This window comes from Stakelama portus, from assembly GCF_003171655.1.
GTDB classification, from domain to species: domain Bacteria; phylum Pseudomonadota; class Alphaproteobacteria; order Sphingomonadales; family Sphingomonadaceae; genus Sphingomonas; species Sphingomonas portus.
In genome coordinates, this window is sequence record NZ_QFZL01000004.1 from 139,871 (window position 1) to 154,621 (window position 14,751).

The window sequence follows — 14,751 nt, forward strand, 5'->3', positions numbered from 1 at the left end:
GCTGTCCTGACTGCAGGCGCGGGGCATGGTGACGCCGCGCCAGTTCGAAGCGGGCGAAAGGCTGCGGGGCGATTATGAGACGGCGGCGCTGGGCGCGCGGGTGACGATGGCGTGGGACGCGGCGCCCGCCCGGCGCGGCCATCGCGGGCCGGACGCGCCGCTCGATCCGACGCTGGCGCAGATCGCGGCAAAGCGGCGGTTCGACGCGGCGATCGCCGCCGCCGGGCCGGGGCTTTCCGACATATTATGGCGCGTGATCTGCGCCTGCGAAGGGCTGGCCACGGCGGAGAAGGCGCTGGGCTGGCCGGTGCGCGCGGGCAAGCTGGTGCTCGGCATGGCGCTCGACCGGCTGGCCGATCATTACGGGCTGGATTGAAGCTCGCTTGTCGCTTCCTCGGCGTCCGATCGCCCGCCGAGGAACCGGTTATAGGCCCAGCCGATGCCGATCAGCGCAAGGCCGAGACCGAGGAAGGACAGGATCCGCAGCACGCCATCCAGCGCGGACGCATCGACCAGAAATACCTTGAACGTGACGATGGTGAGCAGGCCGAGCCCGAAAATCCGAAGATCGCGGGCGCCGCTGTGTATTCCGCGCCAGAGCCAGAATAGCGCAAGCAGCAGCAGCACCGCCGAATAGCCGCCATTTTCGAATGTGGTGACGGGACCGGTGAAGATCGCGCCATGCGCCGCCTGGCGCACCGTCGCCATCAGCGTGGCGATGGTCGCGATTGCTGCGGCGATGCGCTCGCCATGGCCGGCCATGGCGGTACGCGGCAGCGTCCAGAGCCAGAAGGCTGCAAGCGCGAAATGGAGCGTTGCAAGGTTGAGCAGCGGCAGGCCGCCGATCCATTGCGGGGTAAATGCCGGATTGCATATCAGCCAGTCGAACCAGACAAGCCGGAAGAAGCCGGTAGCGAGCAGGCCCCAGCCGAATGGCGCCAGCCGACCATGACGAAGCAGCAACCAGCCCGATGCCATCAGCGCCTGGGTAATCAGCGCGCGTTCGGCAAAGCCCCATGCAACGAAGCTTTGCTCATGGGAGATCGCAAGCGGTTGCTTGGCGAGCGTGTAGAGCGCCAGCAGCCCGATCGCGAGCGCGGCAGAGGCGATCGGCGCGCGCGCGCGGGCAAATTGCCGGGGGTCGGCAAGCAGCAGGAAGGCGCCGACGGAAATCGCGGGCAAGGCGCGGAGCATGGCGCCGGTCGTCGGCAGCAACGCATAGACATAGGGCGTGCCAGTGAGCGATTCGACGATGGCATGGAGGTTTCGCCACAGCACCGGACTTGCGGCGAGCAGCGCCGCGACGAAGGCGGCAGTGGGAAGCGCGTAGAGCCGTTTGCGGTCGAGCAGGCGCGCCCAGCCGCCCAGGCTGAGCATGACGATCGTCAGCGGCAGGGCGAGCCAGGTGAAGGGCACAGCCTGACCCAGTCCGGTGGCGGCCATCAGCCCGGCGACGCAGGTCGCGGCGACCAGCGCGATGTCATGGGCAGCGTTCCGCAGCCGCCATCCGGCCCACAGGACGAGCGCGGCAGCGGCGAGCTCGAGCAGGATCCAGCCCCATAGCGGCATCAGGCCGGGTGCGCAGATCTGAGCGACGAGCAGCGGCGCTGCGGTTCCGGCGATGGCGAGCGCCGCCCAGCTGGTCGATCGGCGCAGGAGGATATGGCCGGGCACTGCGAAAATCAGAGTCGCAATCGCGATGGCGATCGGTGTTGCGGACCGTTCGGGCTGAAGCAGGGCGGTTGCTTCGAGCAGCAGCGTCAGCGCGAGCGCGGCGATCGTGCCGGGCAGGTAGCGCGCGTCGCGCCATGCGAGGAAGAGCGTCGCGGCGGCAAGGACGAGATAGAAGCTCCAGGCCAGTCCGTCGAAATCGAGCGACGGCGCCAGCACCAGCAGTTGCAGCAATCCCGCGAGCAATGGCGCCAGCCGCAGCCCGATACTGCGCAACCCCGTAGCGGGCAGTGCGGCGCTGCACCCCACTGCGAGCAGCACGGCAAAGGCGCCGACGCCCGCCAGATCCTGACGCGCCAGCGCATAGATGAGGAAATTGATCCAGCCAAAGCCGGCGAGCGCGGCGGCGAGCGCAAGCCAGCCCCAGCCGCGCTGTACCGCCAGTGCGAACAATGCGGCAGTGAACAGCGCGAGGTAGACGAGCAAAGGGCCCACTCCGGCCGCGTCGAAACCCGCCACCAGCGGCGCGACGAAGCCGCCGATCAACGCCATGATCGCAGTCGGCGGGCCATGACGCAGTGCCAGCCCCAGCGCGCCCGCAGTGACGAGCAGCATCAGGACGAAGGCGGGCAGCGGGGCGATGAGGTGATAGAGCGCGGCGGCGATATAGAGCGTGGCATAGCCGCTGGCGACGCCGGCGCCGGCAAGCGCCTGGGCCACGCGATGGTCGTCGCGCGTCCAGCGCAGATTGCGGGCGAGCTCGCTGAGGACGATCAGCGCCACCGCGAACAACGCGGCGAGGATGGTGCGCGCCACCGGGCCGAGCAGGCCGCTTTCGATCGTCAGGCGAACGAGGAAGAAGCCCGCGAGCACCAGGGCGGCGCCGCCGATCCAGATCGGCAATTGGCCGCCGATCAGCTTTTCGAGACTGAATTCGGGCAGCGCGATCCGCGCGGTTTCGCGGGGTTCGGCGCGCTCGATCGGTTCAGCGGGTTCGACCGGTTCTCTCGGAGCGACAGGCGAATGTTCCCAGGGCGAGACGGGCGCGGTCGGGGGATCGCGTTCGACCGTGGCGGGGCGCAGCCGGGCCGGTTCGTCCTGCGCAGGCCGCCGACCGGCGAGCATCGCGTGCAGTTCGGCGACTTCGCGTTGCAAGGTCACGATGCGCTTGTTCAGCGAGGCATAGACAAGGATACCGCCGACCAGCAGCACGAGCTCGATCATCGGGCGGTTCTGCCATAGCCTGTTGGGGCTGTCCCCGATAAACTAAGTTGCAAGTTGCAACTTAGGCCCTATTCTGGCGGCACTGCAATCGCACGGGAGAGAGCGCGATGATCGTCTATGGTTCCACCCTGTCGCCCTATGTTCGCAAGGTTACGGCTTTTGCCGCCGAAAAGGGACTCGAAATCGAAGTCCAGCCCGCCGGAATGGGGCGCGGCAGCCCGGAATTTCACGCGGCAAGCCCGTTCGGCAAGATGCCGGGATTTCGCGACGGCGATTTTGCGATTTCCGATTCGACCGCGATCGTCACTTATCTCGAAGCGAAATATCCCGATCCCAATCTGATCCCGCTCGCACCCGAAGCGCGCGCCCGCGCAATCTGGTTCGAGGAATTTGCCGATACGCTGATCATGGCGAGCGGTGCCAAGATTTTCGGCAACCGGTTCGTGGTCCCGCGCGTGCTGAAGCGCGAAGCCGATCTTGCCACTGCCGATGCGGCCGAGCGCGACGAATTGCCACGCTGGCTCGATTATCTGGAAAGCGTGATCCCGCAGAGCGGGTTTCTGGTCGAGGACCGGCTGACCATCGCCGATATCGCGGTTGCCAGCCCCTGGGCGAACCTTTCCTATGTCGGCTGTCCGGTCGATTGCGATCGTTATCCCAGGACGGTCGACTGGCTGAATGCGATTCTGGCGCGGCCAAGCTTTGCCGCCACGATCGAAGCCGACCGGGCGATGGTTGCGGCGATGGGCGGGCCGGTTTCGGCGGCGGCGCCCGCCTGAACCCGGCGGGCCACGAAAATCTGCATGCCCCCTCTGTTTCGCGGGAGAAATTCTTCCCATAGAAGGGGCATGCAGATCGCCTTCATCAAATGCCATGGTTCGGGAAATGATTTCCCGCTGATCGACGCCCGCGCGATGGCGTTGTCCGATGCGCAATGGGCGCAGCTGGCGCGCGCGCTGGCTGATCGCAACGGGCCGGTCGGCGGCGACGGCATCCTGTTGCTTACAAAGGGGAATGATCGCGCGGCCTTTGGCATGCGGATGTTGAATCCCGATGGCAGCGAGGCGGAGACGTGCCTCAACGGGCTGCGTTGTACGGCGCGGCTGGGGTTCGAGCTGTTGGGAGTCGATCGCGCGAGCGTTCAGCTCAAGACCAGCCTGGCCGAGGTTGCGCGCGACCCCGAACTGGCGCCGGGGGTGGTGACGATCCGCACGCAGGTGGGCCCGGCATCGCTGGCGACCGGGGATGTTGGTTTGAAGATCGACGCGGCCGAACTGGTCGATGCGCCGATCCCCGGCTTTCCGAGCGAACGGCGTTTTACCGCGGTGGCGATGCCCAATCCGCATCTGGTGACGTTCGTCGATACCGTCGATGAAGCCGAACTCGTCGCGCTGGGCGATTGGTGCGAGGCGGCGCCGGCGCTGATTCCCGGGCGCGCCAATGTCAGCTTCGTCGCGATGCAGGACGGCGGTTTGTTCGTCCGCACCTATGAGCGCGGCGTGGGCCTGACCAATAGTTGCGGTAGCGCGATGGCGGCGTCGACCTTTGCCGCCGGGCTGACCGGTCGGATCGGGTTTGGCGCGGCCGTGACTGTCTTCAACCGCGGCGGGATGGTGCGCGCATCGGCGACGGCGCCGCAGGACGGCGCGCTGGTGACGATCCGCGGCAATGCCAGTTTCGTCTATGACGCGACGATTGCGTTCGATCCGGCGACGGGCGCGATCGGCGCGCCGCTGGTCCATAACCGCCGGTTCGACGAGGCGCAGGCATGGGACGCGCTGCTCGAAAGCCTGAAATAACCTATTTGGTGTTTTTCGCTTGACATCGTCACGCTGTTTTGGTACCTCCAATGCACGCTGAAGAATTGCGAGTCGGGCCGGGGCGGTGACGCCTTCCGGCCCGATTGCGTTTGGGGCCGGGGGGCCCCGAGGGGAGGGCGGCATGGCGGATATGTCGAGGCAGGCGGGCGGCAGGCAGCCCGGCAGCAAACAGGCAGGCGGCGCGAAGCTGCGGTTGGTGAAAGCGGGCGGGAAGGCACGCAAGACGCGCCAGCCGTCGATTGCCGTGCGCAAGGCGTGTTTCCTGGAAGTGCTGCGCCAGACCGCGAATGTGGCGCGGGCGGCGCGCGAGGCGGGGCTGTCGAGTTCGACGGTATATTCGCATCGCGCCCGTTATGCCGGCTTTGCCCGCGACTGGGACGCGGCGATCGCCGAGGCGCTGGACGAGCTGGAAAGCCAGTTGATGGAGCGCGCGCGCAACGGCGTGGAAAAGCCGGTCTATTATCGCGGCGAAGTGGTTGGCAGCGTGCGAACCTATTCGGATAGCCTGGGCATGTTTCTGCTCAAGGCGAAGCGACCCGAAGTCTATGACCGGATCGGCGGCGCCGCGCCGTCGGGCGCTTCGGCGATGACGCAGGACGAGGCCAAGGCCGAAGTCATGCGCCGGATCGCCTTGCTGCGCGATCCCGATCCGGAGGAGCCCGACGAAGAGGATGCGCAGTGAGCCAAGACGCGCGGCGGATCGCCAATGCGCCGCATGGCGAGCAGCTACGCTATTTCCTGCAGGAGCGCGATTGGCGCGCATTGTTGCAGGAATGGCCGTTCTGGGCCGATCCGCGACAATTGCCGCCGCCGGGCGCGGATTGGCGGATATGGCTGATGCTGGCGGGGCGCGGGTTCGGCAAGACGCGGGCGGGCGCCGAATGGGTGCGCGCGCTGGCCGAAGCCGATGGCGGTGTGCGGATCGCACTGGTCGGGGCGACGCTGGGCGAAGTACGCGCGGTGATGGTCGAAGGCGCGAGCGGGATATTGGCGACCGCTACCGAGGCCAAGCGCCCGACATGGGAGCCCACGCGCGGACGGTTGAAATGGACCAACGGGGCGCAGGCCTTTGCCTATTCGGGCGAGAATCCGGAGGGGTTGCGGGGGCCGCAATTCCATTATGCCTGGTGCGACGAAATTGCGAAATGGGCGCATCCGGGCGCGAGTTGGGACAATCTGATGATGGGGCTGCGCATGGGGGAGCGGCCGCGCGTGCTGGTGACGACGACGCCGCGCCCGATCCCGTTGCTGCGGATGCTGCGCGATCGGGCAGATACGGCGATGGTGACCGGGCGGACCGATGAGAACCGGCTGCTGCCCGAGAGCTTTGTCGCGGGGATTCGCGAAACCTATGGCGGGACGCGGCTGGGGCGGCAGGAGCTGGACGGCGAACTGATCGAGGATGTCGCCGGTGCGTTGTGGACGCGCGAGATGCTGGAGAGGTGCCGGGTGGCCGCGATCGGCGGCACGCGCCGCGTCGTCGTTGGCGTCGATCCGCCCGCCAGCGCGCATGGCGATGCATGCGGGATCGTCGCAGTGGCGCTGGGGCGCGATGGCCATGGCTATGTGCTGGAGGATGCGAGCGTGCGCGCGGCATCGCCCGAACAATGGGCGCGCGCGGTGGCGGCATGCGCAGTGCGCAACGGCGCCGACCGGGTGGTGGCCGAAGCCAATCAGGGCGGCGAGATGGTGCGCAGCGTGCTGACCGCTGCGGACGCGGTGCTGCCGATCCGGCTGGTCCATGCCAGCCGTGGCAAGAGCGCGCGCGCCGAGCCGGTCGCGGCGCTGTACGAGCGCGGCAAGGCGTTTCATGTCGGGAGCTTTCCGGCGCTGGAGGACGAAATGTGCGGGATCATCGCCGGGGGTGGCTATGAAGGGCCGGGCCGATCGCCCGACCGCGCCGATGCGTTGGTGTGGGCGATGAGCGAATTGTTGCTCGGCAAGCGCGGCGAGGCGGGGGTGCGGGTTCTCAAATAGCCTGCACCCTCGGCCATCGGATCACTGCGCGATACGCTCGGCTCTGATTTCGGCGCCGCCCTGGAAGGTGGTGAAATAGGGGGCGGGGCCTTGGCCTTCCGGAAAGACCAGACGTGCGCCGACTCGCGGAATGGCGAACTCCGTCGTGCTTCTGGCTTCGAGCGTGAGCGCGGACTGGCCGGTGAGCTGGGCCGTCAGGACATTATCGTTGGAAAGCGTTATGTCGGCGACCATTCCCGCCAGCGAATAGCGGCCGACATAGCGTGCGAGCGTTTCGTGCGGGACCGTGACGGATTCTGGGACGGGACCGGTGCGGGTCGCACGCTCGACCGTGTCGCCGCCATTCTGGTGCATTTCGAGGATATGCGCGCCATCGGCTGCGCGCCGGACGCGGAACCAGCTGAGGCTGCCCGGGCCGAAATGGAAGACGCCGTCGCCGGCGAAATAGACCGGCAATGCGCCACTGCCCTCGCGCCGGGAAAGGAGTTTGCCGTCCTGGAAGAACAGCGTGCGGGTGTCGGTGCTGTCGTCGATCCGGTAGATGCCGGTCACCCATTCGAGCGTGCCGGGATCGACCGGGATCGTGGCGAGCACCGGATAGGGATCGCCAAGCGCGAGCGCGGCCAGCTTTCGCGCGACGATGCCGGGTGGCACGTCGGGCGCGTCGGTGTTGACGAAGGCGGCGGTGAAGATGCCGCTTTCGGGCAAATAGAGGCTGTCGGTGGCGCCGCCGAAAATGCCGCCGCCATGGCCGATCATCTTGTGCCCGCGCACATCCTCAAGGCTGAGGCCGAAGCCATAGGGGATGGTGCGCCCGTCGGGCAGATTGGTGGGCGTGGTCATCAGCGCATAGCTTTGCGCGTCGACGACCTTGCCATGGTGGAGCGCATGCGCCCATTTGGCCAAGCCGCCGACCGAACCGACCAGCGCGCCCGCGGCATGCGGCACGCTCATGTCGATTTTCTGGGCGGGGACATAGCCGTCCTCATTCTTCGAATAGGGGAGCGCGCGATTGGCGAATTCGGATTCGCCGCCGCCATTGCGAATATCGGCGATGCCGAGCGGATCGAGAATGCGTTCGCGCAGCGCGACATACCATGGCTTGCCGGTGACCGCTTCGATCACCGCGCCGACAAGGACATAGCCGCTGTTGTTGTAGCGTTGATCGGTGCCGGGGTCGAAATCGAGCGGCTGATCGGAGAATTGCGCGATCAGCTCGGCTGTCGTCCAGGCGCGGGCGGTGTTGGCTTCGACCAGCCAGCCGGGGATCGCGGTGTAGGATTTGATGCCCGAAGTATGATTGAGCAGCTGGCGCACCGTCGCGGCGGCGCCGGGGCCGGGATAGTCGGGCAGATAGGTGGAGAGCGGGGCGTCGAGCGAGACCTTGCCCTGTTCGACCAGCTGCATCGTCAGCGCGGCGGAGAATTGCTTGGTGATCGAGCCGAGGCGGAACAGGCTGTCGGGCCGGATCGCGCGACCGGTGGCGAGATCGGCGATGCCGCGTGCGCCGGTGAAGACGGTGTCGCCATGCCGGGTGATGATTGCCGCGCCGCCGGGAGCATCGGCGGGGAAGGCGCTTTCGAGAATGGCAGTGGCGGCTTCGTTGAGGTCTTCCGCCGCAAAGGCGCGAACCGGCAGGCCGAATGCGCCGATAGCGGCTGCGGCGGTGCCCGATCCGAGCAGGCGGCGGCGTGAAATTGCGTGGCGCATGAATCTCTCCCTTTTGCGGGAGGCTAACAGTTGGTGTGTTAATCGGTCAACACAGTGCGGCTTTTGTGCGGACCGATGGCGCACTACAATAAGGACATGTGTGTTTTTGCCATGTTGTGGCGCGGCCATCCCGACTGGATGCTGGTCGCCGCCGGGAACCGGGACGAGCGTCATGCGCGTCCTGCCACGCCGCTGTCGCGATGGGAGGATGGTTCGTGGATCATCGCCGGGCGCGATGTGCTGGGGGGCGGCACCTGGCTGGGCGTGAGCGGGACAGGGCGGTTCGCGGTGGTCACCAATGTGCGCGGCGATACGCCGCCCGATCCGGCGAAGCTGTCGCGCGGGGCGCTGGTCGCCGATCTGCTGGGGCCGGTCGATGTCGATGACGTCGATCCGGACGCCTATAACGGGTTCAATTTGTTCGCGATCGATGCCGGGCGGGGCCGGTATCTGAGCAACCGGCCCGAAGCGGTGCGCGAAAAACTGTCGCCGGGGATGCACGGGCTGGCCAATGGCGTCGGCAGGCGGGCCTGGCCGAAGACACAGGCAGTGCAGGGCGCGGTGCGGCGCTGGGCCGATAGCGGCAGCGACGATATCGCGCCGTTGTTCGCGGCGCTGCGTGACGAAAGCGGCTTTGTGACCGATCAGCCGGGCAGCGGATCGCCGGTGTTCATTCGCGACCCGGTTTATGGGACGCGATGCAGCACATTGGTGCTGGTCGATGCCGAAGGGCGCGGAGTGATTGCCGAGCGGAGTTTCGATGCCGAAGGCGCCGTGACGGGCGATGTGCGGGTGCCGTTCAGCTGGATGGTTTGATTTGTAACTGATCGGGTCGGCGGGCTTTGCCTGCTGCCCCTCCACCATTCGCGCTTGGCGAATGGTCCCCCTCTCCGAGAGACGCTCGGGGAGGGTTTTTTGTGTCCGGCGGGCACGGGAGCAACGCATGAAAAACTGGTTCAGGCGGCGGCGGTCGGGCGACCGGCCGGCGCTTTCGCGTGGTGCGCGCATGGTCGTCGCGGGGGATTGGCCGCGATCGTACGAGGCGCAGGTGCGCGAGGGATATTGCGCCAATCCGGTGGCGCAGCGCGCGGTGAAGCTGGTCGCCGAAGGGGTGGGCGGGGCGCCGATCCGTGCCGCCGATCCGGCAGTCGCGGCTTTGGTCGGCGCGCGATCGGGCGGGCAGGCGCTGACCGAAACGCTGGCGGCGCAATTGCTGTTGCACGGCAACGCCTATGTGCAATTGCTGACGGATGCCGAGGGGCAGCTGTGCGAGCTATATGCGCTGCGCCCCGAGCGCGTGACGGTCGAGCCCGATGCGAGCGGCTGGCCGGCAATTTATCGCTATCGCGTCGGCGAGCATGTCGCGCGGCTGGCGGCGGAGGATCCGGGCGGGCGGCCGCAGATCGTCCATATCAAGGCGTTCAACCCGGTCGACGATCATTATGGGCTGGGGTGCCTGGGCGCGGCGGCGGGCGCAGTGGCGATTCACAATGCGGCGTCGCAATGGAACAAGGGGCTGCTGGACAATGCCGCGCGGCCATCCGGGGCGCTGGTCTATGAACCCGGCGATGGCAGCGTGCTGTCGCCCGATCAGTTCGACCGGCTGAAGGCGGAGATGGATTCGGGCTTTGCCGGCGCGGCCAATGCCGGGCGACCGATGCTGCTGGAAGGCGGGCTGAAATGGCAGGCGCTGAGCCTGTCGCCCGCCGACATGGATTTTGTGGGCCTCAAGGCGGCGGCGGCGCGCGACATTGCGCTGGCGTTCGGCGTGCCGCCGATGCTGCTGGGGCTGCCGGGTGACAGCAGCTACGCCAATTATCGCGAGGCCAACCGGGCGCTGTGGCGGCTGGCGATTTTGCCGCTGGCCGAGAAGATTTTGGGTGGCGTGTCGCAGGGATTGGCGGGGTGGTTCGACGATGCCGGGCTGGCGGTCGATCTCGATCGGGTGACGGCGCTGTCCGAGGATCGCGAGCGGTTGTGGGCGCAGGTGAGCGGCGCCGATTTCCTGAGCGATGACGAGAAGCGCGGGATGGTGGGTTTGGGCTGAAAGCTCCGTTTTTTGATCCGCTCACGCGGATGGCGGCACCGGCCCGCTCCCCCACCCGACCTCCCATCGGCAGCATCTTGTGGGAGGCCGGGTGGGGGAGCGGGCCGGCGCCGAACCCCAAGCAAGGGAGAAAATCATGAGCGATTCTGCGGTGCTGGCGCAATTGCTGCGTCAGGGCGAGGAGGCGGGTGCCGATCTGACGACGCTGCGTGCGATCGTCGAGGAAGCGGGCGAACTGGGTGCGCGGCGGGCGCTGGCCAAGCTGGGGCTGGATGATGGTGCGGCGCCCAAGGATATGGCCGAGCTGCGCGAGCTGCTGGGTGCGTGGCGTGATGCCAAGAAATCGGCGGTGCGCGCCGTGATCGGATGGCTGGCGCATCTGGCGCTTGCCGGATTGCTGGTCGGGCTGGCGGTGAAGCTGGGCTTTTCGGGCTGGGTCAAGTGAGCGTCCGTTTCGCAGGCTATGCGGCGGTGTTCGATGTGGTTGATCGCGGCGGCGATGTGCTGCGGCGGGGGGCGTTTCGCGTGCCGGGTGCCGTGCCGTTGCTGTGGCAGCATGGCGGCGATCCGGTGGGCGCGGTCGAATGGATCGAAGAGGATGACAAGGGTCTGCGCGTAATCGGGCGCGTCGAGGCGCCGATGCTCGCGCGGCTTGTCCGCGACGGCGGCGTGACCGGCCTGTCGTTCGGATATCGCGTGCGCGAGAGCCGACGCGGACCGCGCGGGCGCGAATTGCTGCAGGTCGCGCTGGTCGAAGTGAGTCTGGTCGCCTCGCCGATGCAGCGGCTGGCGCGGGTACATGCGGTCGAGCCGGTCCGCGGCTGACATTTCGGGAAATGCGTATCGGGAGCGGTCGTTAGCCGCCCCCTCCACCACTCGCCCGTGGCGAGCGGTCCCCCTTCCCCTGGCGGGGGAGGATCTTTTGTGTGGGAGATTTTCATGATCGAGACGAAGGCGAATGATCTGCGCGCGAGCTTTGGCGCAGTCGATATGGCGGGCGTGCCGAGCGCGCGGCCGATGCTGGCTGGCGCGGCGCCGAGTGGTGGCGCGATGTTCGAGAGCTTCTTGCGGTCGGGCGGCGGCGCGCTGGAGGCCAAGGCGTTCACCGGGGCGAGCGATGGCAGCGGCGGGCTGGCGGTGCCGCAGGAAATCGATGCGCAGATCGATGCGACGCTGAAAAGCATTTCGCCGATCCGTGCGATCGCCAATGTCGTGACGGTCGGATCGAACGGCTATCGCAAGCTGGTGACGAGCGGCGGCACGCCGTCGGGCTGGGCCAGCGAGACCGGCGCCCGCGACGAAACCGACACGCCGGTGTTCAACGAAATCACTCCGCCGATGGGCGAGCTTTATGCCAATCCGGCGGCGAGCCAGACGATGCTCGACGATGCGGCATTCGATGTCGAAGCGTGGCTGGCGAACGAAATCGCGATGGAATTTGCCAAGGCCGAGGGCGCCGCGTTCGTCAATGGCAATGGCACCAACAAGCCCATGGGCTTTCTTCAGGCGGCTACGTCGAGCGCGAGCGATGCGACGCGTCCGTTCGGCACGATCCAGCTTCTGGCGAGCGGGGCGGCGGGCGGATTTGCCGCCAATCCCGAGGAGAAGCTGATCGACCTGGTCCAGAGCCTGCGCCCGCCCTATCGTCAGGGCGCGAGCTGGGTGATGAATTCGGCGACGCTGGCGCGGATCCGCAAGTTCAAGACGAGCGACGGCGCGTTTCTGTGGCAGGCGGGTATCGCCGCAGGCCAGCCGGCGACTTTGCTCGGCTATCCGGTGGTCGAGGCCGAGGACATGCCCGATATCGCCGCCAATGCGCTGTCGATCGCGTTCGGCAATTTCAAGGCGGGCTATCTGATCGCCGAACGGGGCGAGACGCAGATTCTCCGCGATCCCTATTCGAACAAGCCGTTCGTCCATTTCTACGCGACCAAGCGTGTCGGCGGGATGGTGAGCAATTCGGAAGCGATCAAGCTGATGAAGTTCGCCGCGGCCTGACCGCGGCGCGGGCGGCGGCGTGTGGTGGGTGCGTCGCCGCCCCTGTTTCCTTCCTTGCAAGCAACGGAGAACGAGATGGCGGACGCTTTTTCGAACCATGCCGATCATGTGATTGCGCCGGCGACGCGCGCGGTGGCGGTCGTGCCGCATGATGCCAATGCGCTGAGCGATATTCCCAAGGCGCTGTATGTCGGCACCGCGGGTAACGTCACGATGCGCGGCGTCAATGCGAGCGCGGACAGCGTGTGGAAGAATGTCGCGGCGGGCAGCATCCTGCCATTTCGCGCGCAATATGTCCGCGCCACCGGCACGAGCGCGGCCGACCTGCTGGCGCTGTATTGATATGGTCGCGCTATCCATGTCGCTCGCGCTGCCGGGGAGCGTGCGGGGTGCGCGCAGGCGGCCAGAGACCGATGCGCTGATCGCGCGGATGACGGTGCCGCCCGACGCGGCGCGGGTGGCGGCGATCGACCGGCTGATCGACGCGCTGTGCCGCGCCGCGATCTGGGCGAAGCTTGATTGCCTGTGGGTGCTGGCGGCGCATGACGCGCAGGCGGCGCGGCGCAACTGGATTGCCGATCGGTATAATCTGGCGGCGGTCAACGCGCCGCTGTTCACGATCGATCGCGGCTATGCCAGCGATGGCACCACCAGCTATCTGGCGACCGGGTATGACCCGGTAGCGGCCGCTCTGCCGATCACGGCGGGGCTGGGGCTGTGGTGCCGCACCCATGCGGTGACGATCGCAGTGTCGGGGAACCAGAATTTCTCGCTGTCGCCGCGATCGCAGGTCGCCAACGAGATCCGGGGCCGCATCGCCGTCGATGACTATTCGCTCGACAATTTCGGCGCGGTCGCGGACTCGACCGGGTTGACCGTGGCGCAGCGGGAAACCGCGGCCCTGGTCACCGGCTGGCGCGATGGCGTGCAGGTGGGCAGCGCGACGCGGGCGGGGACGGCGCATGCCGCGTCGTCGCTTTACCTGCTCGCGCTCAACAATGCCGGCACTGCGCAGAATTTCGACGGCCGCCAATATGCGGCGTGCTGTGTGTTGCGCGCACCGGCGAGCGCGGCGGAACAGACGGCGCTTCATGGCGCGATGCGCGATTACAGAGACGAGCGTCACTTTGTGCTGGCGTGTCGACCGGCGCGATGGCGTGACGGTCGGACTGACAGCGCATGATCGCGATCTGGAAATCGACGGGCTTGTATATCGCGCGGCGCCGGGAATGACGCCGTCGGCAGTCGAACGCTCGGCGGGTCTGGATGCGGATACGATGGATGTCGGCGGCGCGTTGACCGGTGCGGCGATCAGCGAGGTTGATCTGCTTGCCGGGCGATGGGACGGGGCGCGGGTGTCGCTGTTCGCGTGCGGCTGGACCGCGCCGGACGATATAATCGCGCTGGGTAGCGGATTTGTCGGCGCAGTCGAAACGCGGGACGGAACGCTGACCGCGGAGTTGCGCGGCTGGTCGACGGCGCTCGAACGGCCGGTGGTCGAGGAGACTTCGCCCGAGTGCCGCGCCGAACTGGGCGACCGGCGCTGCCGCGTTCCGATGGCGGGGCGGCGGCGCTATGCGCGCGTGCTGTCCGTCAGCGACGAAACGCTGGCCATGGATGGCGTCGAGCCGAGCAGCAATGCCTATGGCGGCGGCAGGCTGCGCTGGTTGAGCGGCGGCAATAGCGGGTTGGAGGATGCGATTGCCGTTTCCGACGGCGCGACGATCACGCTGCGCTCGCCGCCGCGTTTTGCCGGCGAAGATGCGCAGGTCGAGCTGATCGAGGGGTGCGCGAAATCGCTCGCGGTCTGTGCGGGGCGGTTCGGCAATGCAGTCAATTTCCGGGGCGAGCCCTATCTGCCGGGGAACGACCTGTTGACGCGCTATCCGGGCGGATGAGCGGCGAGGCGGCGGCGGTCGCTGCCGCGCGAAATGCAGTGGGTGTCCATTTTCGCCTGCACGGGCGCGATCCGGCGGAGGGGCTGGACTGTGGCGGGCTGGCGGCACTGGCGCTGCGCGCGGAAGGATATGCAGGCGAAGTGCCCAGCGGATACGCGCTGCGCAGCGGCGATGCGGCGCTGGTTTCGGCGCGGCTCGATGCGTTGGGGCTGATGCGTGCATCGGAGGCGCGGGCGGGCGACCTGCTGCTGTGTCAGCCGGGGCCGGGGCAATTGCACTTTGCGATCCGCGACGCCGATGGCGTGATCCATGCCGATGCGATGCTGCGCCGGGTGGTGGCGCGACCGGGGCCGATACCGTGGCGCGTGATCGGCGCCTGGCGAATGCGCGCATGCTGAGCGAACAA

General features: G+C 67.4%; 16 protein-coding genes. 14 read left to right on the top strand and 2 right to left on the bottom strand.

Annotation, left to right across the window (positions count from 1 at the left end; genetic code table 11):
* The first annotated feature begins 25 nt into the window (after positions 1–25).
* Positions 26–376, top strand: a complete 351-nt coding sequence (locus tag DKB74_RS12150) for a DUF6456 domain-containing protein (protein WP_338062890.1) — start codon at positions 26–28, stop codon at positions 374–376.
* Here the strand turns inward: DKB74_RS12150 and DKB74_RS12155 are convergent.
* Positions 361–2,895: a DUF2339 domain-containing protein gene (locus DKB74_RS12155; protein WP_109808435.1), complete on the bottom strand. Its 2,535-nt coding sequence runs from the start codon at positions 2,893–2,895 to the stop codon at positions 361–363. The genes DKB74_RS12150 and DKB74_RS12155 overlap by 16 nt on opposite strands.
* A 107-nt stretch (positions 2,896–3,002) precedes the next feature.
* Between DKB74_RS12155 and DKB74_RS12160 the strand changes: the two genes are divergently transcribed.
* The 4 genes from DKB74_RS12160 (at position 3,003) to DKB74_RS12175 (ending at position 6,692) form a co-directional block, all read left to right on the top strand.
* A complete protein-coding gene (locus DKB74_RS12160; protein ID WP_109808436.1) occupies positions 3,003–3,674 on the top strand; it encodes a glutathione S-transferase family protein in 672 nt (223 codons plus the stop codon).
* Between the two features lie 69 nt (positions 3,675–3,743).
* Complete coding sequence (gene dapF, locus DKB74_RS12165) at positions 3,744–4,694, top strand: diaminopimelate epimerase (RefSeq protein WP_109808437.1); 951 nt, start codon at positions 3,744–3,746, stop codon at positions 4,692–4,694.
* Positions 4,695–4,836: 142 nt separating this feature from the next.
* A complete protein-coding gene (locus DKB74_RS12170; RefSeq protein ID WP_109808438.1) occupies positions 4,837–5,397 on the top strand; it encodes a hypothetical protein in 561 nt (186 codons plus the stop codon).
* Positions 5,394–6,692 (top strand): DNA-packaging protein, encoded by a 1,299-nt coding sequence (locus DKB74_RS12175; protein WP_420822415.1) that lies wholly within the window; start codon positions 5,394–5,396, stop codon positions 6,690–6,692. The genes DKB74_RS12170 and DKB74_RS12175 overlap by 4 nt, the downstream gene beginning before the upstream one ends.
* Positions 6,693–6,713: 21 nt before the next feature.
* Here DKB74_RS12175 and DKB74_RS12180 read toward each other — a convergent pair whose 3' ends face one another.
* On the bottom strand, positions 6,714–8,402 hold the full coding sequence (locus tag DKB74_RS12180) for a serine hydrolase domain-containing protein (protein ID WP_161956858.1): 1,689 nt from the start codon (positions 8,400–8,402) through the stop codon (positions 6,714–6,716).
* A 96-nt stretch (positions 8,403–8,498) separates the two neighbouring features.
* Here DKB74_RS12180 and DKB74_RS12185 point away from each other — a divergent pair, with 96 nt between their 5' ends.
* The 9 genes from DKB74_RS12185 to DKB74_RS12225 all read left to right on the top strand — a co-directional run bounded on the left by DKB74_RS12185 (position 8,499) and on the right by DKB74_RS12225 (position 14,743).
* On the top strand, positions 8,499–9,218 hold the full coding sequence (locus tag DKB74_RS12185) for an NRDE family protein (RefSeq protein ID WP_109808440.1): 720 nt from the start codon (positions 8,499–8,501) through the stop codon (positions 9,216–9,218).
* A 127-nt stretch (positions 9,219–9,345) separates the two neighbouring features.
* On the top strand, positions 9,346–10,449 hold the full coding sequence (locus tag DKB74_RS12190; protein ID WP_109808441.1) for a phage portal protein: 1,104 nt from the start codon (positions 9,346–9,348) through the stop codon (positions 10,447–10,449).
* A 136-nt stretch (positions 10,450–10,585) separates the two neighbouring features.
* On the top strand, positions 10,586–10,894 hold the full coding sequence (locus DKB74_RS12195; RefSeq protein WP_109808442.1) for a DUF6127 family protein: 309 nt from the start codon (positions 10,586–10,588) through the stop codon (positions 10,892–10,894).
* A complete protein-coding gene (locus tag DKB74_RS12200) occupies positions 10,891–11,274 on the top strand; it encodes an HK97 family phage prohead protease (protein WP_239987494.1) in 384 nt (127 codons plus the stop codon). Before DKB74_RS12195 ends, DKB74_RS12200 begins: the two co-directional genes overlap by 4 nt.
* A 114-nt stretch (positions 11,275–11,388) precedes the next feature.
* Positions 11,389–12,447, top strand: coding sequence for a phage major capsid protein (locus DKB74_RS12205; protein ID WP_109808444.1), 1,059 nt, complete (start codon positions 11,389–11,391; stop codon positions 12,445–12,447).
* A 75-nt stretch (positions 12,448–12,522) separates the two neighbouring features.
* Positions 12,523–12,789, top strand: coding sequence for a spike base protein, RCAP_Rcc01079 family (locus tag DKB74_RS12210; RefSeq protein ID WP_109808445.1), 267 nt, complete (start codon positions 12,523–12,525; stop codon positions 12,787–12,789).
* A 1-nt stretch (position 12,790) separates the two neighbouring features.
* Positions 12,791–13,630 carry a hypothetical protein gene (locus DKB74_RS12215; protein WP_145960987.1) on the top strand — a complete coding sequence of 280 codons (840 nt, stop codon included), beginning with the start codon at positions 12,791–12,793 and terminating at the stop codon, positions 13,628–13,630.
* Positions 13,539–14,345 carry a DUF2163 domain-containing protein gene (locus DKB74_RS12220; protein WP_109808801.1) on the top strand — a complete coding sequence of 269 codons (807 nt, stop codon included), beginning with the start codon at positions 13,539–13,541 and terminating at the stop codon, positions 14,343–14,345. Before DKB74_RS12215 ends, DKB74_RS12220 begins: the two co-directional genes overlap by 92 nt.
* On the top strand, positions 14,342–14,743 hold the full coding sequence (locus DKB74_RS12225) for a hypothetical protein (protein WP_109808447.1): 402 nt from the start codon (positions 14,342–14,344) through the stop codon (positions 14,741–14,743). Before DKB74_RS12220 ends, DKB74_RS12225 begins: the two co-directional genes overlap by 4 nt.
* Positions 14,744–14,751 lie beyond the last annotated feature (8 nt).